Here is a 17,774-nt window from a genome sequence, read left to right on the forward strand (position 1 = left end):
GGGGCAGTCATGACCATCGCTTCGCAGCTACAGATAGCGCCCGAGCTTGCCAATCAGTTTTACCTGGCACGCCAGCCCATCCTCAACCGCAGCCAGCGCTTGGTCGCCTACGAGTTGCTGTTCCGGCATGCCGACACGGACCGGGCGGACTTCACCGACGACGCGGCTGCCACCGCCACCGTGATCGCCCATGCATCCGAACTGGGCATGGGGCAGGTGGTTGGCGACCAGATGGCCTTCGTCAACGTCGACCAGGTCGGCCTGATGAGCGACTTCATCCGCTTTCTGCCCAACGACAAGGTCATCCTCGAAATCCTGGAAACCGTGCACGCCACGCCGGATGTGCTCGAGCGCGTGCGCGAGCTCAAGGAAGCCGGTTTCCGCTTCGCGCTGGACGACGTGGTCGATCACACGGACGACGTGCACAAGCTGCAGCCGATGATGGACGTGATCAAGGTCGACATCCACCACATGCAGCCCGGCCGGCTCAGTTCGCTGGCCGAATCGATGCGCCATTCCAAGCAGAAGCTGCTGGCCGAGAAGGTCGAGACCGTCGAGGAGTTCCAGCAGTGCATGGATCTCGGCTTTGAATACTTCCAGGGCTATTACTTCGCGCGCCCGGTGGTGCTGAGCGGTAAGAAGATCACGCCGTCGCAGCTGTCCATCCTCAATCTGTTGAACCTGCTCAACTCCGACGCCGACCAGCGCGAGATCGAGCGCAGCGTCAAGCACGACCCGCTGATCACGCTGAACCTGCTGCGGTTGGTGAATACGCCGTCGGTGGGTGCGCGCTTCCGCATCAATTCGGTTGGCCACGCGCTGATCGTGCTGGGCCGGCGCCAGCTGCAGCGCTGGCTGCAGATCCTGCTGTACGTGCGCACCGGGCAGCGCCCCGAATTCGATTCGCCGCTGCTGCAGATGGCCACCACGCGCGGCAAGACCCTGGAGCTGATGGTGGAGCACCTGCGGCCCGGCCAGCGCACCAGCGCCGACATCGCCTTCACCGTGGGCGTCATGTCCCTGATGGACGCCCTGTTCTCGGTGCGGATGGAAGAGATCCTCGAAAGCGTCAATGTGCTCGACGAAGTGCGCGGCGCCTTGCTGGAGCGGCGCGGAGACTACGGCGATATGCTGACGCTGGTCGAGCACATTGAGCGGCTGGAGCAAGCGGGCGAACCGGCGCTGCTGGGTCATATGCTGCAAGACCTGAACCTCTCGCCGGCTGAGCTGTACGCGATCCAGGTGGCCGCTTATGACTGGGTCAACGACTACACGAACGGCGTGCAATAAGAGCGGGCTGAGCATGCGTTCCTTCGGTCACACCATGGTGCGATACCTGCCGCTGGCAGCCTTGCTGGCTGGGCTCTGCCTGCCCGCTGCGGCGCAGCAAAGGCCGGCCTGTCCGGCCAAGCCTATCGTGCTGGGGCTGTACGAGTTCGGCCGCTTCTACCATGCGGGCACAGGCCTGGATAAAGACATCGCCGAACAGCTCGCGGTTCGCAGCGGCTGCAAATTCGACATGCGCGTGATGCTGCGCGGCCGTATCTGGCAGGAACTGCACGGGGGCAGCGTGGACATGACCTTGTCGGCGGCGGCGCCGGCCGAGCGCAAAGTGTTCGCCTGGGCGATTCCCTATCTGACCATCAAGAACATGGTCATCCTTGGCAAGGATGTGGACGCCAGCGTGCGTTCCCCGGCGGATTTCCTGGCCGCGCCGTATTTGCGGCTGGGGATGGGGCGCGGCCATTTCCCCGGCAAGCCCTACGACGGCTTTATCACCCAGTTGCGCAACATCGCGCGGGTCGATGAAGCGGACAGCACCGAGCAGCTGTACGCGATGTTCAAGGCCGGCCGCTTCCAGGCCGTCATCGGCACGCAGCTGGTGTATACCAGTTACTTCAGCGGTGAGCGGCCACGGATTGAAGACTGGGCGCCCGGCGGCCCCCGGGACCCGGTCCACCTGATGCTCAGCAAAAAGAACTTCAGCGCCGACGACGCCAGGCGCTGGGGCGAAGTCATGAAAGACATGGCCAGCGACGGCACCATGCAGCGCCTGCTGGAGCGCTACGTCCCGCCGGCGGACGCCGCCAGGATGCTGGCGCCCTGAGCAGCGTCGCCCCGTCATTCCCGCACGGCGTGTCATTCCGCGCCGCCTGCCAAGCCCGCACCGCCTGTCATCGCCGCACGGCATGTCATTCCGCGCCGCCCGCCAAGCCCGCACCGCCTGTCAATCTCCTCCCGCCTGTCATTCTCGCGCACGCGGGAATCCATAGCCAGTGTCAAGAAACCGCGATGTCCGCGTATAGGTCCCGCCACAACGGATTCTTCCGCTGAATCAGCTCCATCTTCCATTTGCGGCTCCACTTCTTCAACTGCTTCTCACGAGTAATGGCCGCGAGGACTTCGCTATGGCATTCAAACCACACCAGCCGTTTGATGCCTTACTTCTTGGTGAAGCCATCTGCCTGCCCCTCTTTGTGTTCCCACACTCGCTTGACGAGATTGGAGGTCACACCCAGATACAGAATGCCATACTGTTCGTTTGCCAGCAGATATACGTAGTAGGCATTGGCCATGGAGCCTCCGGCAATGGAATTCTATGATTATTCGTTTGAAGCGCCCGCCCTTTTATGCGCAAGCGCAATCGTTGGGGCGTTTTCAACGAGGTTAAGCACATCATTGGTCGCCCTTTGATATTCAGCATGGATTCCCGCCTGCGCGGGAATGACAGGGGGGGCGGATCACACCTTGTTTGTCATTCCCGCGAAGGCGGGAATCCATAGGGAGCGGCACGCAGCTGCGATCTCCGTGCATTTTGGCGAACTCATCCGCCAGCCCTCTCACCCGGTCCAGTGTCCCGGTGGCATGCCTGCGCGGGTAAGTAACATTCAGCATGGATTCCCGCCTGCGCGGGAATGACAAGGAGGCGGACCACACCTTGTTTGTCAAGCTCGTCGAATATATCGCGCTGGGTGCGCTGCCTACTGTCCCAGGAGCAGGAACACCGTGGGCTTTTTGTGGAAGTCCGGCGCCTTGCCCGAAGCCAGCAAACCCTTCCATTGGGCGCCGGTCATGGTGCGGATGGTTTCGGATGGCAGGCTGATGTCGGTGGCGACGCAGATCAGCGTGCCGCCGGCGCAATTGGCCACCAGCGCTTCCAGCATGGCGGCGTTGCGGTAGGGCGTTTCGATGAACAGCTGGGTTTGCTTCTCGCTGCGCGAACGGCTTTCCAGTTCCTTGATGCGCTTGCTGCGCAGCGCGGCGTCGGTCGGCAGGTAGCCGTTGAAGGCGAAGCTTTGTCCATTCAATCCGCTAGCCATCACCGACAGCAGGATGGACGACGGTCCCACCAGCGGCCGCACCGGGATGCCGTGCTGATGCGCCAGGCGCACCAGGTCGGCGCCGGGATCGGCCACGGCCGGCACGCCCGCTTCGGACACCAGGCCGGCGTCCTCGCCGGCCAGCAGCGGTTGCAGCAGGCCGAGCAGGGCGTCGGACGGGGTGTTGACGTTCAGTTCGGAGATCTTGATCTCTTGCAGCGGACGCGACAGCGGGTGCTGGGCGCCGACCAGTTTCAGGAAGGCACGCGCCGTTTTGGCGTTCTCGGCCACGAAATAGCCGAGGGCGGCGGTGGTCGCCTGCACGTGCTCGGGGATGACGTGGGACAGCGCTTCGGTGTCTCCCAGGGTGTTGGGAATGAGGTAGAGGGTGCCTGGCATGGTTGTTTTTATTTGGTGTTGAAAAAGGAGACGCCAGCCTGGCGCAGCATGCCGGTCAGGGCGATCAAGGGCAGGCCGGTGAGGGCGGTCGGATCGCTGCTGTCGATGCGTTCGAGGATGGCAATGCCCAGCGCTTCGTTCTTGGCGCTGCCGGCGCAGTCGTAGGGCTGCTCGATGCGCAGATAGGCGTCCAGTTCGGCGTCCGGCAAATCGCGGAACTTTACGACGGTCTGGATGTCTTCTATATAGGCGCTGCTGTTGCGGCCATCCCACAGGCACAGCGCCGTGTGGAACACCACTTCGCGGCCGCGCATTTTCTGCAATTGCGCGAGGGCGGCGGCATGGTTGCCGGGTTTGCCGATCTGTTCATCGTCCAGCGTGGCGACCTGGTCGGAGCCGATCACCAGGCAGCCGGGGTGCCGGGCGGCCACGGCGGCGGCCTTTTCGCGGGCCAGCCGCAGGGCTGTGGCGCTCGGCGTTTCGCCGGGCAGCGGGCTTTCGTCGATGTCGGGCACGGCCACGTCGAACGGCAGTTGCAAGCGGGATAACAATTCCTTGCGGTAGGCGGAACTGGATGCAAGGATCAGGCGGGGCGGTGGAGAATGTGCTGGGGTCTGCATTGGTGAGGCGTTGCGTCGCAACTAAAACTGGCCCTGTTCGGGAAATTGTTATATGCTCTGTGCGCCGTACTTCCAGCACGAAATATGTGCGAGGACTTTGACGCGCCGGCGAAAACCCTGCTATTATCGCAGGTTTTCCGGGGAAGACTGTCAATGAATGCTTTTGTGATCGACGCTTTTGAGTTCTGTCGGACCAAGGCAAGCCGCGCTGGCGTGACGCCAGTCGCTGAAATGACCCGGTTGGCCAAGGAATGCGCGGATCAGTCCGGCTCGCTGACCTGGAAGGTGGAAGGCAGTACCGGCAAGCATGGCCACCCGCAGATGCAGATGTCTGTCAACGGTACCGTGCAACTGGTATGCCAGCGCTGCATGCAGCCCTATGCCCACGAGCTGGCGTCCGCGACGCTGCTGGTGCTGGGCAAGGACGACGAGCAGGCGGATGAAATCGAAGAGATGCTGGACGACGAAACGATCGATGTGATCGTCGGCACCCGCGACATGGATCTGATGTACCTCGTGGAAGACGAAGCGCTGCTGGCCCTGCCGCATACGCCGAAACACGATGTGTGCCCGGATACGGCGCTGCTCGACTCTCTGCAGTCCGAGAAGAAGTCGCCGTTTGCAGGTCTGAAGGACCTGAAAAAATAAGTACCGAATAAGCAGCAACGTAAAGAACGTGTCATAGCGCGTGCAGGCAGTCGAGTATTGCGAGTATTGGCATTGTGTAGTAAGTAACATCAGTAGGTCGATGTCGGCAAAATTTTGCCGCTGGGATACTCGATTCGCATGTATTTGCCGGTCGAATGTGTTAGAATTTTAGAACTTATGTATTAGGAGTCATCATGGCAGTTCAGCAGAATAAGAAGTCCCCATCCAAGCGCGGTATGCACCGTTCGCACGATTTCCTGGTTGCTCCGCAGCTGGGTATCGAGCCAACCACCGGTGAAACGCACCTGCGTCACCACATCAGCCCTAACGGTTTCTACCGTGGCCGTAAAGTGCTGAAGACCAAAAACGACGAGTAATCGACGTTTTTACCAAGAATAAGAGCGGTGCGACGTGGTTTTTAACTGACGTGGCGCCGCTTTTTTCTTTTTCCTCGGCTGTTCATTAGCCTCTCCATCTTGCTTCTCAGCGGCCCTGAACGCGTTTTTTCAGGCGTGCGTGTGTCCCACAATGACAATCAAAATTTCTATCGACTGCATGGGCGGAGACCACGGCCTGTCTGTCACCATTCCTGCCGCCATCGCATTTCTCAAACGTGAGGCGGACGCCGAATTGATCCTGGTCGGCCTGGAAGACGCCATCCGCGCGGAGCTCAAGAAGCACCACGCCGACGCAAATCCGCGCCTGACCGTCCAGCACGCCTCCGAGCAGGTCACCATGGACGATCCGCTCGAAGTGGCGCTGCGCCGCAAGAAGGATTCGTCGATGCGCGTTGCGGTCGAGCAGGTCAAGGACGGCAAGGCGCAGGCCGCCGTCTCGGCCGGCAATACGGGCGCCCTGATGGCCGTGTCGCGCTATGTGCTCAAGACGATGGCCGGCGTCGACCGTCCCGCCATCTGCTCCATCATGCCCAACCAGAAGGGCGGCCCCACCTATATGCTCGACCTGGGCGCCAATGTCGACTGCGAACCGCACCATTTGCACCAGTTCGCCATCATGGGTTCCGTGCTGGTCAACGCCATGGAGGGCATCGCCCGTCCCACCATCGGTCTGCTGAACGTCGGCACCGAGGATATCAAAGGCAATGAAGTGGTCAAGCTGACCAGCAAGCTGCTGCAGGCGGACCACGACCGCGGCGCGCTGAACTTCTACGGCAACGTCGAAGGCAACGACATCTTCAAGGGCACCACCGACCTGGTGGTGTGCGACGGCTTCGTCGGCAACGTCACGCTGAAATCGATCGAGGGCGTGGCGCGCTTCTTCAAGGATGTGCTGACCTCCGAATTCAAGCGCAATATTTTCACCATGCTGGGCGCGCTGATTGCGCGCAGCGCCTTGAAGGCCATCAAGAGCCGCCTCAATCCTTCCCGCTACAATGGCGCCAGCCTGCTGGGTTTGCGCGGCCTGGTGTTCAAGAGCCACGGCAGCGCGGACGCTTATTCATTTGAATGGGCGATCCGGCGCGCGTATGATGCTGCAAAAAATGACGTGCAGGCACATCTGTCGACCATGATTGCCGAGTTGATGCCGCGTAGCACGGAGACGACGCAAGAGCCTAGCTCAATTTCCTGAAAGTGGATGGTATCGCATGACTTTGTACAGCAAAATTATCGGCACCGGCAGCTACCTGCCTGAAAAACGAGTGACCAATGAAGACTTGACCGCGCAACTGGCGGCCAAGGGGATAGAGACATCGGACGACTGGATCGTCAGCCGTAGCGGCATTTCCGCGCGCCACTACGCCGAGCCCGAGCAGGCTTCGTCCGACCTGGCGGTGCACGCAGCCCGCAAGGCGCTGGAGATGGCCGGCCTGCAGCCGGACGACATCGACCTGATCATCGTGGCCAGTTCGACGCCGGACTTCTTCGGCAGCTTCCCCAGCACCGCCTGCATCGTGCAGCGCAAGCTGGGCCAGACCAACCACGGCGCCGCCGTCGACGTGCAGGCCGTGTGCAGCGGCTTCGTCTACGCCGTCTCGACCGCCGACGCCTTCATCAAGGCCGGCGTGCACAAGAACGTGCTGGTGATCGGCGCCGAAGTGTTCTCCCGCATCCTCAATTTCGAAGACCGCACCACCTGCGTGCTGTTCGGCGACGGCGCCGGCGCCATCGTCATGACCGGTTCGGACGAGCCCGGCATCCTGGCGACCAAGCTGCACGCCGACGGCCGCCACGCCGACATCCTGAGCGTGCCGGGCAGCCTGGCAGGCGGCGCGGTTGCGGGCAGCTCCTACCTGTATATGGACGGCCCGGCGGTGTTCAAGCTGGCCGTGACGGTACTGGAAAAAGTGGCGCACGAAGCGCTCGACCATGCCGGCATGAGCGCCAGCCAGATCGACTGGCTGATTCCCCACCAGGCCAACATCCGCATCATGAACGGCACGGCCAAGAAACTGGGCCTGCCTCTGGAGAAGATGGTGGTCACCGTCGACCAGCACGGCAATACCTCGGCTGCCTCGATTCCGCTGGCGCTGGACCAGGCGGTGCGCGACGGCCGCGTGAAGAAGGGCGACAACGTGATGATGGAAGGCGTGGGCGGCGGATTCACGTGGGGTGCCGTCCTGGCGAGGATGTAGGAATGAGCTTTACTGCTCGCAAGGACTTGGCGAGGATGTAGGAATGAGCTTTACTGCTCGCCAGGACTTGGCGAGGATGTAGGAATGAGCCTTGCTGCTCGCCAGGACTTGGCGAGGATGTAAGGGCTGAGCTTTGGCGCCATGCCTTGCAAGGATGTAAAATACAGGCCGTTTTAGAATTAGAACTCTAAGCGATCGGGTGTGAGCTGTCATTTCGGTTAGATTTCAGCCTCAAGCATTCACTAAGAACGAGACAGATATGAGCAAATTTGCATTTGTATTCCCGGGCCAGGGCTCGCAAGCCATCGCCATGATGGATGGCTTCGCCGGCAACCCGGTGGTCGCGCAGACCATCGCCGAAGCGTCGGACGCGCTGCAGTTCGACCTGGGCAAGCTGATGGCCGAAGGACCGAAGGAAGAGCTGGACCTGACCACCAACACCCAGCCGGTCATGCTGACGGCCGCCGTGGCCGTGTACCGCGCCTGGATCGCCGCCGGCGGCCCGGTGCCGTCGGTGGTTGCCGGCCACAGCCTCGGTGAATATTCCGCACTGGTCGCCGCCGGCGTGATCGCCTTCAAGGATGCCGTGCCGCTGGTGCGCTTCCGCGCCCAGGCCATGCAGGAAGCCGTGCCGGTAGGGCAGGGCAGCATGGCTGTCGTGCTCGGCCTGTCGGACGAGGACGTACGCGCAGCCTGTGCCGAAGCGGCCGCCGCCGACAGCACGCAAGTGGTCGAGCCGGTCAACTTCAACGCCCCGGCGCAAGTCGTCATCGCCGGCCACACCGGCGCGGTCGAGCGCGCCTGCGACATCGCCAAAGCCAAGGGCGCCAAGCGCGCCATGAAGCTGCCGGTCTCCGCGCCCTTCCATTCCTCGCTGCTGAAGCCGGCGTCGGACCGCCTGCGCGAGTACATGGCCGGCCTGAACTTCTCGGCGCCCCACATCGCGCTGATCAACAACGTGGACGTGGCCGTGCTGAACGACCCGGCCAGCATCAAGGACGCGCTGGTGCGCCAGGCCGCGAGCCCGGTGCGCTGGGTCGAGACCATGCAGAAGGTCGCCGCCGAAGGCATCACGCAAGTGGTCGAGTGCGGCCCCGGCAAGGTGCTGATGGGCCTGGCCAAGCGTATCGACGCCAATCTGGTCGGCGATGCCATCACCGACCAGGCGTCGCTGGAACGCGTCCTCGCTACCTTCAAATAAAGGAAACACATGAATCTGGCAAATCAAGTCGCCCTGGTGACGGGCGCATCGCGCGGCATCGGCAAAGCCATCGCCATCGAACTGGCCAAGCAGGGCGCCCGCGTGATCGGCACCGCCACCACGGAAGCGGGCGCCGAAGCCATTTCAGCCTATCTGGCCAACGTTGCTGCCGAACTCGGTGCTGAGGCCGAAGCTGTTACCGGTAAGGGCCTGGTGCTGAACGTCACCGACGCGGCGCGCTGCGCCGAGGTGATCGACCAGATCACCAAGACCTGGGGCGCGGTCGCCATTCTGGTCAACAACGCCGGCATCACCCAGGACAACCTGGCCATGCGCATGAAGGACGAGGAATGGGACAGCGTCATCGCGACCAACCTGAGCGCCGTCGGCCGTTTGTCGCGCGCCGTGCTGCGCGGGATGATGAAAGCCAAAACTGGGCGTATCATTAACATCACCTCGGTGGTGGCATCGTCCGGCAACCCGGGTCAAATGAACTATGCGGCGGCCAAGGCCGGCGTGGAAGGCATGAGCCGCGCGCTGGCGCGCGAGATCGGCAGCCGCAACATCACCGTCAACTGCGTCGCCCCCGGTTTTATCGACACCGATATGACCAAGGCGCTGGGCGATGAGCAGCACACCGCCTTGCTGTCGCAGATTCCGCTGGGCCGCCTCGGCAAGCCGGAAGACGTCGCGGCGGCCACCGCTTTCCTCGCTTCGCCGCAGGCCGCCTACATCACCGGCACCACCCTGCACGTGAACGGCGGGATGTATATGAATTGATGGAGAAACGGGGTTTTATCCACGTTTTCACTGTCTTTTAGCAGTGATTTCGGTGCAAATAGCAGTAGCTGCCGAAATTAGTTTTTCAGCGCGCAAACCTGATAAAATGCGCGCTTTCCGTAACAAACACATTGGAGCCATAACATGTCGGATATCGAACAACGCGTAAAGAAAATCGTCGCTGAGCAACTGGGCGTCGCAGAAGCAGACATCAAAACCGAATCGTCTTTCGTGGACGACCTGGGTGCTGACTCCTTGGACACCGTTGAACTGGTGATGGCTCTGGAAGACGAGTTCGAAATGGAAATCCCTGACGAACAAGCTGAAAAGATCACCACCGTGCAGCAAGCGATCGACTACGCTACTGCGCACGTCAAGGCCTAAGCCTGCCCCGATCGACTCCAGGAGAATCGCTTGAGTTCTAAAAACCGTCGTGTAGTGATCACCGGCCTAGGCTGCGTATCGCCCGTCGGCAATACGGTTGCCGAAGCGTGGAGCGCAATTACCGAAGGCAAGTCCGGGATTGCGAGCATCACCAAGTTTGATGCCCAGCCCTTCACGACCCACTTCGCCGGTGAGGTCAAGGGCTTCAATATCGAGGATTACATCCCCGGTAAAGAAGCGCGCCACATGGATACGTTCATCCACTTTGGCATGGCGGCCGGTATGCAGGCGGTGCAGGATTCCGGCATCGTCGTCACCGAAGAGAACGCCGACCGCATCGGCGTGATCATCGGTTCCGGCATCGGCGGCCTGCCGATGATCGAAGAGCAGAAGCAAGACTACGACAAGCGCGGTCCGCGCCGTATCTCGCCTTTCTTCGTGCCTGCTTCGATCATCAACATGATCTCGGGCAACCTGTCGATCAAGTATGGCATGCGCGGCCCCAACCTGGCGATCGTGACGGCCTGCACCACCGGCCTGCACAGCATCGGCGCGGCGGCCCGCCTGATCGAGTACGGCGACGCCGACGTGATGGTGGCCGGCGGCGCGGAATCGACGATTTCGCCGCTGGGCATGGGCGGTTTCGCCTCGGCCCGCGCGCTGTCGACCCGCAATGACGACCCTGCGACCGCTTCGCGGCCGTGGGACCGCGACCGCGACGGCTTCGTGCAGGGCGAGGGCGCCGGTGTCATGGTGCTGGAAGAGTACGAGCACGCGAAAGCGCGCGGCGCCAAGATCTATGCCGAAGTGCATGGTTTCGGCATGACCGCCGATGCCTACCACATGACGTCGCCGCTGGAAGATGGCAGCGGCGGCAGCAAGGCAGTGATTGCCGCCCTGAAGAACTCCGGCCTCAACCCGGATCAGGTGCAGTACGTCAATGCCCACGGCACGTCGACCCCGCTGGGCGACTTGGCCGAAGTGGTCGGCATCAAGCGCACCTTCGGCGATCACGCCAAGCAGATGGTGGTGTCCTCGACCAAGTCGATGACCGGCCACTTGCTGGGCGGCGCCGGCGGCCTGGAATCGGTGTTTACGGTATTGGCCATCCACCACCAGGTGGTGCCGCCTACCATCAACATCTTCAACCAGGATCCCGCGTGCGACCTGGACTTCTGCGCCAACGTGGCGCGCGACATGAAGATCCAGTATGCGGTGAAAAACTCGTTCGGATTCGGCGGCACCAACGGCAGCCTCGTGTTCGGAAAAGTTTGAACTTTTCAGCCTCACTCCGGTCGAACCGGAGTGAGCGCTGAGTTGGTGCCGGCGCTCGCCGGCACCTGTTGCCCGGTCCGGCCGGCGCTTCTGCTGTCACTCCCCGCACGTATCGGCACCCTTGTCGGCTTTTTGACTGCGCATCATGTCGATTGCGGTGACTGCTGTCGTACGTCCTTCCTTGTGCTTGCGCCTGCTGCAGGCGGGCTTTGCCGTGTCCGCGCTGGCCGTGTCCACCCAACTCCCTTTCATTTTGGAATTTCCTTGTATCTTGGCAAGTTTTTGGGCCTTGTTTTCGCTGCTGCGGGGCGCCAAAACGCATCGGCTTGATATTTCCGGTATTGGGCAAATTCGGCTGGCGGTATATCTGGAAGCGGAGACGGAATCGGTCGAAATACTAGCCGGTTCGACCTGCTGGCCGTGGCTGCTGTTGCTGCGCCTGCGGCGCGAGCGCGGGACGGTCGCGGTGCTGGCCGTGCTGCCCGACAGCGTCGCGCCCGGCGTATTCAGACCGCTTGCGCTGGCATGCCGGGCCTGCACGGCAAAAAAACTTTGAACTTCTTGCGGCACGCTTGCTCCAAAGCAGTATGGGCGCGCGTGCCGAGGAACACCGGGGAACAGGTGCGATGACAGAGCGCGAATCCGATCAGTTGCTGGTCGAGCGAGTCCAGGGGGGCGAGCGGCAGGCGTTCGACTTGCTGGTGGCCAAGTATCAGCGTAGGCTGATGAGGCTGGTTTCGCGCATTGTGCACGACCCGGCGGAGGCAGAGGATGTGGTCCAGGAAACGTTCATCAAGGCTTACCGGGCGATACGGCACTTCCGCGGCGATTCGGCCTTTTATACCTGGTTGTACCGCATCGGCATCAACACCGCCAAGAACTTCCTGGCCAGCCAGAGCAGGCGCACGCCGACGTCCACGGAGAATGACGCCGAGCAGGCCGAAGTGTTCGACAGCGGTGAGCAGTTGCGAGACATCAATACGCCCGAGTCGGTGCTGGCCAGCCAGCAGATTGCGCGCACCGTGAACGCGGCGATGGACGCGCTGCCGCTGGATTTGCGCACCGCCATCGTGCTGCGCGAGATCGAGGGGCTGAGTTACGAAGAAATTGCCGACATCATGTCCTGTCCGGTCGGCACGGTGCGCAGCCGGATCTTCCGCGCGCGCGACCTGATCGCGCAAAGGCTGCGGCCCTTGCTGGACATGCCGTTGGACAAACGCTGGTAACTGAAACCTGCCTGAAACGGGAACGCCGATGGATACGCAGAAACGACTGGACGAACACATTTCCGCCTTGATGGACGGTGAACTGTCCGAGCACGAGGTCGGCCTGGCGATGGCTGCGCTGAGCGAGCCGGAGGGGCGGCTGGCGTGGCGGGCCTACCATCTGATCGGCGACGTGCTGCGCAGCGACGCCAGCGGGGCCGAGTTGGGGGAGGGGTTTAACAGCCGCCTGTCGGCGAGGCTGGATGTGGAGGTGGCGCCGGCGGCCGGGCATGCGGCGCCGGCGGCGGCACCGCCGGTCGCGCCGCAGCCGCCGGTGGCGCAGCCGGCCGCAGCCTCGGCATCGGCCGTGCCCGTGCTGTCCGCCGCCGTCACCCCCGGCCGCTAGCGCCCGCCTGTCATTCCGCATCGGCGGACCACCGCGCATGCGGGTATCCATGCTGCGCCTCCGTAGCCGGCTGCCTATGGATTCCCGATTCCCGCGCGGGCGGGAATGACAATGTGGCGCTGGTTCCGGCAGTCCCCCTTGAAAATCTTGTCATGCGCAATATCTTGTGCGAGCGGCAACGGCCGTTTTCGCTTACTATTTATCGAATATTCGCTGAACCCAAAAAATCCCATGAAAAACAACTTCTCTGCTGGTAGTAAAACACTGTCCGCCCTGATGCTGAGCGCGGGTGTCCTGTTTGCCCCCGCGATGGCGGGCCTGGCCCACGCGGCCCAGGCCGCCGCCACGGTGGCCGGCTTGCCCGATTTCGCCGACATGGTGGAAAAAGTCGGGCCGGCCGTGGTCAATATCCGCACCACCGAGCGCCTCAAGCTGAGCCAGAACCGCAACGGCCAGCCGGGCGAGGAGGAGATGCAGGAATTCCTGCGCCGCTTCTTCGGCGGTGTCGTGCCGACGCCGCGCCAGCCCGGCCAGACGCCGCGCGGACGCCGCGGCGCGCCGCAGCAGGAAGACCAGGAAGTGCAGCGCGGCGTCGGATCCGGCTTCATCACCTCGGCCGACGGCTATGTGCTGACCAACGCCCACGTGGTCGATGGCGCCGACGAAGTCTATGTCACGCTGACCGACAAGCGCGAGTTCAAGGCCAAGGTACTGGGCGCGGACGCCCGCACCGACGTGGCGGTACTGAAGATCGAAGGCAGCAAGCTGCCCTACCTGACCATAGGCGACTCCGGCAAGATCCGCGTGGGCGAATGGGTGGTGGCCATCGGCTCCCCGTTCAACCTGGAGAACACCGTCACGGCCGGCATCATCTCGGCCAAATCGCGCGACACCGGCGACTACCTGGCGCTGATCCAGAGCGACGTCGCGGTCAATCCCGGCAATTCGGGCGGTCCGCTGATCAATATGCGCGGTGAAGTGATCGGCATCAATTCCCAGATCGCCACCTTGTCCGGCGGCTACAACGGCATTTCCTTCGCCGTGCCGATCGACGAGGCGATGCGGGTGGCGGAGCAGCTGAAGAAATCGGGCAAGGTCACGCGCGGCCGCATCGGGGTGCAGATCGGCCAGCTGACCAAGGAAGTGGCCGAATCGCTGGGCCTGAAGGACGCGCAAGGCGCCGAAGTCACCATGGTGGAACCGGGCGGCCCGGCCGACAAGGGCGGCATGAAGGCGGGCGACATCATCCTCAAGTTCAACGGCGCGCCGATCAACCGCTCGTCCGACCTGCCTCGCCTGGTGGGTAATACGCCGCTGGGCAGCAAGGCGGTGGTGACCGTATGGCGCAAGGGCGCACAGGTGGACATTCCCGTCACCGTGGTTGAGCTGGAGGCCGACAAGGTCGCGTCCAAGGCCAGCCCGGCGGAGAAGAAGAAAAAGGCCGACGAGCCTGCCAACGCGCTCGGCTTCAAGGTGGCGGACCTGACCGCGGCCCAGAAGAAGGAACTGGGCGTGGACGGCGGCGTGGTGGTGGAAGCGGCCGAGGGCGTGGCTGCCAATGCCGGCCTGCGCGAAGGCGATGTGCTGCTGCAGCTCAACAATGTCGAGATCAAGGATGCCAAGCAGTTCAATGCGGTGGTGGCCAAGCTCGATCCCAAGAAGGCGCACGTGGTGCTGGTGCGGCGCGGCGAAGTGGCGCAGTTCATTTCCCTCCGACCAACTTCGAAATAATCCAGGTCGTCCTCGCGAAGGTGGGGCCCATGCCGAGTTCCTTCAGCATGGGTTCCCGTCTGGCACGGGAACGACACCGCCTATGCATTTCACACTCTATTCCCGCTCCTACTGCCACCTGTGCCAGGACATGCTGGACGCGCTGGACGCGCTCCAGAGCCCCGAACGCCCGTTTACTGTCGAGGTGATCGACGTCGACGCCGACGAGGCCCTGGTGGCCCGTTTCGACGAGCTGGTGCCGGTCTTGTACGCCGCCCTGGACCAGCCGGAACTGTGCCATTACCACCTCGACGAAAACGCCGTGAAAACGGCTTTGGCATAAAACCGGGCTTTCCCCTCTGAAATCCGGTAAAATGCGGGGGTTGGAAAGCTCTTGTTTCCTTGCAGTGATAGTAACAAAAGCGCTCGCCAGGGCATCCACGCCCCGTCTGGAGCGCTTTTTTTGTCGCCATTAAGCATGGCGGCGCCGTCCCTATACGTTTTTAGATTTGTTTAATGAACAACATACGCAATTTTTCCATCATCGCCCACATCGACCACGGTAAATCGACCCTGGCCGACCGCATCATCCAGTTATGCGGCGGCCTGTCCGAACGCGAAATGGAGTCGCAAGTGCTCGATTCGATGGATCTGGAGCGCGAGCGCGGCATCACCATCAAGGCGCAAACCGCAGCCCTGCAGTACAAGGCGCGCGACGGCATCACCTACAACCTGAACCTGATCGACACCCCGGGCCACGTCGACTTCTCCTATGAAGTGAGCCGCTCGCTGTCGGCCTGCGAAGGCGCGCTGCTGGTGGTCGACGCGTCGCAGGGCGTGGAGGCCCAGACCGTGGCCAACTGCTACACCGCGCTCGACCTGGGCGTGGAAGTGGTGCCTGTGCTCAACAAGATCGACTTGCCGAACGCCGACCCGCCAACCGCCATCGCCGAAATCGAAGACGTGATCGGCATCGAGGCCGGCGACGCCGTGCACTGCTCGGCCAAGACCGGCCTGGGCGTGGAGGACGTGCTCGAATCCATCATCGCCAGGGTGCCGCCGCCGAAGGGCGACCCGGACGCGCCGCTGCAGGCGCTGATCGTCGACTCCTGGTACGACGCCTATGTGGGTGTGGTCATGCTGGTGCGCGTGGTCAACGGCACGCTCAAGCCCAAGGACAAGATCAAGCTGATGGCGACCGAGTCGCTCCAGCTGGTGGAAGACGTGGGCGTGTTCGCGCCGCGTTCGCTGTCGCTGCCGCAGCTGTCGGCCGGCCAGGTGGGCTTCATCATCGCCGGCATCAAGGAACTGAAGGCCGCCAAGGTGGGCGACACCATCACCCTGGCCAACCGTCCGGCGCCGGCGCCGCTGCCCGGCTTCAAGGAAGTGCAGCCGCAGGTGTTCGCCGGCCTGTTCCCGGTCGAGGCCAACCAGTACGACGCGCTGCGCGACGCGCTGGAAAAACTGAAACTGAACGACGCCGCCCTGATGTACGAGCCGGAAGTGTCGCAGGCGCTGGGCTTCGGCTTCCGCTGCGGCTTCCTGGGCCTGCTGCACATGGAAATCGTGCAGGAGCGCCTGGAGCGCGAATTCGACCAGGACCTGATCACCACGGCGCCCACCGTGGTGTACGAGGTCGTCATGCGCGACAACAGCATCGTCAAGGTGGACAACCCGTCGCGCATGCCGGAAACGACCAAGATCAATGAAATCCGCGAGCCCATCGTCACGGTCAACCTGTACATGCCGCAAGAGTACGTCGGCTCGGTGATCACGCTGTGCATCGGCAAGCGCGGCGTGCAGATGGACATGAGCTACCACGGCCGCCAGGTCAAGCTGGTGTACGAAATGCCGATGGGCGAGATCGTGCTGGACTTCTTCGACAAGCTGAAGTCGACCTCGCGCGGCTATGCGTCGATGGACTACGAGTTCAAGGAGTACCGCCCGGCCGACGTGGTCAAGGTCGACATGCTGATCAACGGCGAGAAAGTCGACGCGCTGGCCATCATCGTGCACAGGTCGAACAGCGCCTACCGCGGCCGCCAGGTGGCGGCCAAGATGCGCGAGCTGATCCCGCGCCAGATGTTCGACGTGGCCATCCAGGCTGCCATCGGCGTCAACGTGATTTCGCGCGAGAACGTGAAGGCGTTGCGCAAGAACGTGCTGGCCAAGTGCTATGGCGGCGACATCAGCCGCAAGAAGAAGCTGCTGGAGAAGCAGAAAGCCGGTAAAAAACGCATGAAACAGGTGGGCTCGGTGGAAATTCCGCAAGAAGCATTCCTGGCAATCTTACAAGTGGACGATAAATGAACCTGCAAGCCGTGCTGAGCAATTTCGCCCTGATCCTGTTCATCCTGATGGTGGTGACAGGCGTCATCTGGTTCCTGGACGTGTTCTACCTGGCCAAGCAGCGCCGCGCCGCCGCCGACCGCGCGCTGGCCGAGTACGACGCCCGCACGGCCAAGCTGACCGCCGACGGCATCAAGCTGGACAACGCGTCCAACCGCGCCGAAATCGAAGCGGCGCAGCTGCGCCAGCCGACCTGGATCGAGTACTCGGGCAGTTTCTTCCCTGTCATCGCCCTGGTGTTCTTCCTGCGCTCCTTCCTGTACGAGCCGTTCAAGATCCCGTCCTCGTCGATGGTGCCGACCCTGCTGGTGGGCGACCTGATCCTGGTGAACAAGTTCACCTACGGCGTGCGCCTGCCCATCATCAACAAGAAGGTCATCGAGCTGAATGATCCCAAGCGCGGCGACGTCATGGTGTTCAAGTATCCGCGCGACATGAGCCAGGACTACATCAAACGGGTGGTCGGTGTGCCGGGTGATAAAATCACCTACGAAAACAAGCGCTTGACGGTGAACGGCAAGGAAATCGCCTACGCCCCGCTGGAAGACTACCTGAACGAGGACAGCCTGCTGTACTCCAAGCAGTTCAAGGAGAACCTGAACGGCACCGAGCACCGCATCATCGCCACCGAAGGCGCGCCGTCGGTCAACGTGCCCCAGGTGATGGACTTCCCGAACAGCGAGCTGTGCAATTACCGCGCGGAAGGCTTCACTTGCGTGGTGCCTGCTGGCAACTACTTCATGATGGGCGACAACCGCGACAACAGCCTGGACAGCCGCTACTGGGGTTTCGTGCCGGACAAGAACATCGTCGGCAAGGCCTTCTTCGTGTGGATGAATTTGAGCAGCCCGCTGAAACGCATCGGCAGTATCCAATAAACAAAC

Annotated in this window: 20 protein-coding genes; 17 read left to right on the forward strand and 3 right to left on the reverse strand. The window is 62.4% G+C overall.

Annotated elements, in window-relative coordinates; translation table 11 throughout:
- The first annotated feature begins 9 nt into the window (after positions 1-9).
- A complete protein-coding gene (locus ACSQ8Y_RS04225; protein ID WP_436265209.1) occupies positions 10-1,290 on the forward strand; it encodes an EAL and HDOD domain-containing protein in 1,281 nt (426 codons plus the stop codon).
- Positions 1,291-1,303: 13 nt separating this feature from the next.
- Positions 1,304-2,107: a substrate-binding periplasmic protein gene (locus ACSQ8Y_RS04230; RefSeq protein WP_436265210.1), complete on the forward strand. Its 804-nt coding sequence runs from the start codon at positions 1,304-1,306 to the stop codon at positions 2,105-2,107.
- A 334-nt stretch (positions 2,108-2,441) separates the two neighbouring features.
- On the opposite strand, the gene ACSQ8Y_RS04235 is transcribed toward ACSQ8Y_RS04230, so the two are convergent.
- From ACSQ8Y_RS04235 to ACSQ8Y_RS04245, 3 genes are all read right to left on the reverse strand, one after another.
- A complete protein-coding gene (locus ACSQ8Y_RS04235) occupies positions 2,442-2,576 on the reverse strand; it encodes a GIY-YIG nuclease family protein (RefSeq protein ID WP_436265211.1) in 135 nt (44 codons plus the stop codon).
- Positions 2,577-2,981: 405 nt separating this feature from the next.
- A complete protein-coding gene (locus ACSQ8Y_RS04240) occupies positions 2,982-3,719 on the reverse strand; it encodes an SAM-dependent methyltransferase (RefSeq protein WP_436265212.1) in 738 nt (245 codons plus the stop codon).
- An 8-nt stretch (positions 3,720-3,727) separates the two neighbouring features.
- Positions 3,728-4,339 (reverse strand): Maf-like protein, encoded by a 612-nt coding sequence (locus ACSQ8Y_RS04245; protein WP_436265213.1) that lies wholly within the window; start codon positions 4,337-4,339, stop codon positions 3,728-3,730.
- A gap of 153 nt (positions 4,340-4,492) precedes the next feature.
- Between ACSQ8Y_RS04245 and ACSQ8Y_RS04250 the strand changes: the two genes are divergently transcribed.
- The 15 genes from ACSQ8Y_RS04250 (at position 4,493) to lepB (ending at position 17,768) form a co-directional block, all read left to right on the forward strand.
- Positions 4,493-4,987 carry a YceD family protein gene (locus ACSQ8Y_RS04250; protein WP_436265214.1) on the forward strand — a complete coding sequence of 165 codons (495 nt, stop codon included), beginning with the start codon at positions 4,493-4,495 and terminating at the stop codon, positions 4,985-4,987.
- Positions 4,988-5,181: 194 nt separating this feature from the next.
- Positions 5,182-5,364: a 50S ribosomal protein L32 gene (rpmF, locus tag ACSQ8Y_RS04255; protein ID WP_008449924.1), complete on the forward strand. Its 183-nt coding sequence runs from the start codon at positions 5,182-5,184 to the stop codon at positions 5,362-5,364.
- Positions 5,365-5,515: 151 nt separating this feature from the next.
- A complete protein-coding gene (gene plsX, locus ACSQ8Y_RS04260) occupies positions 5,516-6,577 on the forward strand; it encodes a phosphate acyltransferase PlsX (RefSeq protein WP_436265215.1) in 1,062 nt (353 codons plus the stop codon).
- 16 nt (positions 6,578-6,593) lie between these two features.
- Positions 6,594-7,580: a beta-ketoacyl-ACP synthase III gene (locus tag ACSQ8Y_RS04265; protein WP_436265216.1), complete on the forward strand. Its 987-nt coding sequence runs from the start codon at positions 6,594-6,596 to the stop codon at positions 7,578-7,580.
- A 259-nt stretch (positions 7,581-7,839) separates the two neighbouring features.
- On the forward strand, positions 7,840-8,781 hold the full coding sequence (gene fabD / locus ACSQ8Y_RS04270; protein ID WP_436265217.1) for an ACP S-malonyltransferase: 942 nt from the start codon (positions 7,840-7,842) through the stop codon (positions 8,779-8,781).
- A gap of 9 nt (positions 8,782-8,790) precedes the next feature.
- The gene (gene fabG, locus ACSQ8Y_RS04275; RefSeq protein ID WP_436265218.1) at positions 8,791-9,561 is read left to right on the forward strand and encodes a 3-oxoacyl-ACP reductase FabG; all 771 of its coding nucleotides are present in this window, start codon (positions 8,791-8,793) and stop codon (positions 9,559-9,561) included.
- A 144-nt stretch (positions 9,562-9,705) separates the two neighbouring features.
- Positions 9,706-9,945 carry an acyl carrier protein gene (acpP, locus tag ACSQ8Y_RS04280; protein WP_055936274.1) on the forward strand — a complete coding sequence of 80 codons (240 nt, stop codon included), beginning with the start codon at positions 9,706-9,708 and terminating at the stop codon, positions 9,943-9,945.
- Between the two features lie 30 nt (positions 9,946-9,975).
- A complete protein-coding gene (fabF, locus tag ACSQ8Y_RS04285; RefSeq protein WP_436265219.1) occupies positions 9,976-11,220 on the forward strand; it encodes a beta-ketoacyl-ACP synthase II in 1,245 nt (414 codons plus the stop codon).
- 145 nt (positions 11,221-11,365) lie between these two features.
- Positions 11,366-11,776 carry a protein YgfX gene (locus ACSQ8Y_RS04290; RefSeq protein ID WP_436265220.1) on the forward strand — a complete coding sequence of 137 codons (411 nt, stop codon included), beginning with the start codon at positions 11,366-11,368 and terminating at the stop codon, positions 11,774-11,776.
- Positions 11,777-11,846: 70 nt separating this feature from the next.
- The gene (gene rpoE / locus ACSQ8Y_RS04295; protein WP_436269749.1) at positions 11,847-12,446 is read left to right on the forward strand and encodes an RNA polymerase sigma factor RpoE; all 600 of its coding nucleotides are present in this window, start codon (positions 11,847-11,849) and stop codon (positions 12,444-12,446) included.
- A 28-nt stretch (positions 12,447-12,474) separates the two neighbouring features.
- Positions 12,475-12,831 (forward strand): sigma-E factor negative regulatory protein, encoded by a 357-nt coding sequence (locus tag ACSQ8Y_RS04300; RefSeq protein ID WP_436265221.1) that lies wholly within the window; start codon positions 12,475-12,477, stop codon positions 12,829-12,831.
- Positions 12,832-13,062: 231 nt separating this feature from the next.
- Positions 13,063-14,562: a DegQ family serine endoprotease gene (locus tag ACSQ8Y_RS04305; protein ID WP_436265222.1), complete on the forward strand. Its 1,500-nt coding sequence runs from the start codon at positions 13,063-13,065 to the stop codon at positions 14,560-14,562.
- Between the two features lie 82 nt (positions 14,563-14,644).
- Positions 14,645-14,884 (forward strand): glutaredoxin family protein, encoded by a 240-nt coding sequence (locus ACSQ8Y_RS04310; protein WP_436265223.1) that lies wholly within the window; start codon positions 14,645-14,647, stop codon positions 14,882-14,884.
- Positions 14,885-15,057: 173 nt separating this feature from the next.
- Positions 15,058-16,851, forward strand: a complete 1,794-nt coding sequence (gene lepA, locus ACSQ8Y_RS04315) for a translation elongation factor 4 (RefSeq protein ID WP_436265224.1) — start codon at positions 15,058-15,060, stop codon at positions 16,849-16,851.
- A complete protein-coding gene (gene lepB, locus ACSQ8Y_RS04320) occupies positions 16,848-17,768 on the forward strand; it encodes a signal peptidase I (protein WP_436265225.1) in 921 nt (306 codons plus the stop codon). Before lepA ends, lepB begins: the two co-directional genes overlap by 4 nt.
- Positions 17,769-17,774 lie beyond the last annotated feature (6 nt).

The organism is Pseudoduganella sp. LjRoot289 (genome assembly GCF_964252925.1).
In the GTDB taxonomy this organism is placed as follows: domain Bacteria; phylum Pseudomonadota; class Gammaproteobacteria; order Burkholderiales; family Burkholderiaceae_D; genus Rugamonas.

What these genes read in the sequence shown, in the direction of transcription:
- ACSQ8Y_RS04225 (WP_436265209.1), top strand. Translation starts at nt 10, where the DNA reads ATGACCATCGCTTCGCAGCTACAGATAGCGCCCGAGCTTGCCAATCAG.
- ACSQ8Y_RS04230 (WP_436265210.1), top strand. Translation starts at nt 1,304, where the DNA reads ATGCGTTCCTTCGGTCACACCATGGTGCGATACCTGCCGCTGGCAGCC.
- ACSQ8Y_RS04235 (WP_436265211.1), bottom strand. Translation starts at nt 2,576, where the DNA reads ATGGCCAATGCCTACTACGTATATCTGCTGGCAAACGAACAGTATGGC.
- ACSQ8Y_RS04240 (WP_436265212.1), bottom strand. Translation starts at nt 3,719, where the DNA reads ATGCCAGGCACCCTCTACCTCATTCCCAACACCCTGGGAGACACCGAA.
- ACSQ8Y_RS04245 (WP_436265213.1), bottom strand. Translation starts at nt 4,339, where the DNA reads ATGCAGACCCCAGCACATTCTCCACCGCCCCGCCTGATCCTTGCATCC.
- ACSQ8Y_RS04250 (WP_436265214.1), top strand. Translation starts at nt 4,493, where the DNA reads ATGAATGCTTTTGTGATCGACGCTTTTGAGTTCTGTCGGACCAAGGCA.
- rpmF (WP_008449924.1), top strand. Translation starts at nt 5,182, where the DNA reads ATGGCAGTTCAGCAGAATAAGAAGTCCCCATCCAAGCGCGGTATGCAC.
- plsX (WP_436265215.1), top strand. Translation starts at nt 5,516, where the DNA reads ATGACAATCAAAATTTCTATCGACTGCATGGGCGGAGACCACGGCCTG.
- ACSQ8Y_RS04265 (WP_436265216.1), top strand. Translation starts at nt 6,594, where the DNA reads ATGACTTTGTACAGCAAAATTATCGGCACCGGCAGCTACCTGCCTGAA.
- fabD (WP_436265217.1), top strand. Translation starts at nt 7,840, where the DNA reads ATGAGCAAATTTGCATTTGTATTCCCGGGCCAGGGCTCGCAAGCCATC.
- fabG (WP_436265218.1), top strand. Translation starts at nt 8,791, where the DNA reads ATGAATCTGGCAAATCAAGTCGCCCTGGTGACGGGCGCATCGCGCGGC.
- acpP (WP_055936274.1), top strand. Translation starts at nt 9,706, where the DNA reads ATGTCGGATATCGAACAACGCGTAAAGAAAATCGTCGCTGAGCAACTG.
- ACSQ8Y_RS04290 (WP_436265220.1), top strand. Translation starts at nt 11,366, where the DNA reads ATGTCGATTGCGGTGACTGCTGTCGTACGTCCTTCCTTGTGCTTGCGC.
- rpoE (WP_436269749.1), top strand. Translation starts at nt 11,847, where the DNA reads ATGACAGAGCGCGAATCCGATCAGTTGCTGGTCGAGCGAGTCCAGGGG.
- ACSQ8Y_RS04300 (WP_436265221.1), top strand. Translation starts at nt 12,475, where the DNA reads ATGGATACGCAGAAACGACTGGACGAACACATTTCCGCCTTGATGGAC.
- ACSQ8Y_RS04305 (WP_436265222.1), top strand. Translation starts at nt 13,063, where the DNA reads ATGAAAAACAACTTCTCTGCTGGTAGTAAAACACTGTCCGCCCTGATG.
- ACSQ8Y_RS04310 (WP_436265223.1), top strand. Translation starts at nt 14,645, where the DNA reads ATGCATTTCACACTCTATTCCCGCTCCTACTGCCACCTGTGCCAGGAC.
- lepA (WP_436265224.1), top strand. Translation starts at nt 15,058, where the DNA reads ATGAACAACATACGCAATTTTTCCATCATCGCCCACATCGACCACGGT.
- lepB (WP_436265225.1), top strand. Translation starts at nt 16,848, where the DNA reads ATGAACCTGCAAGCCGTGCTGAGCAATTTCGCCCTGATCCTGTTCATC.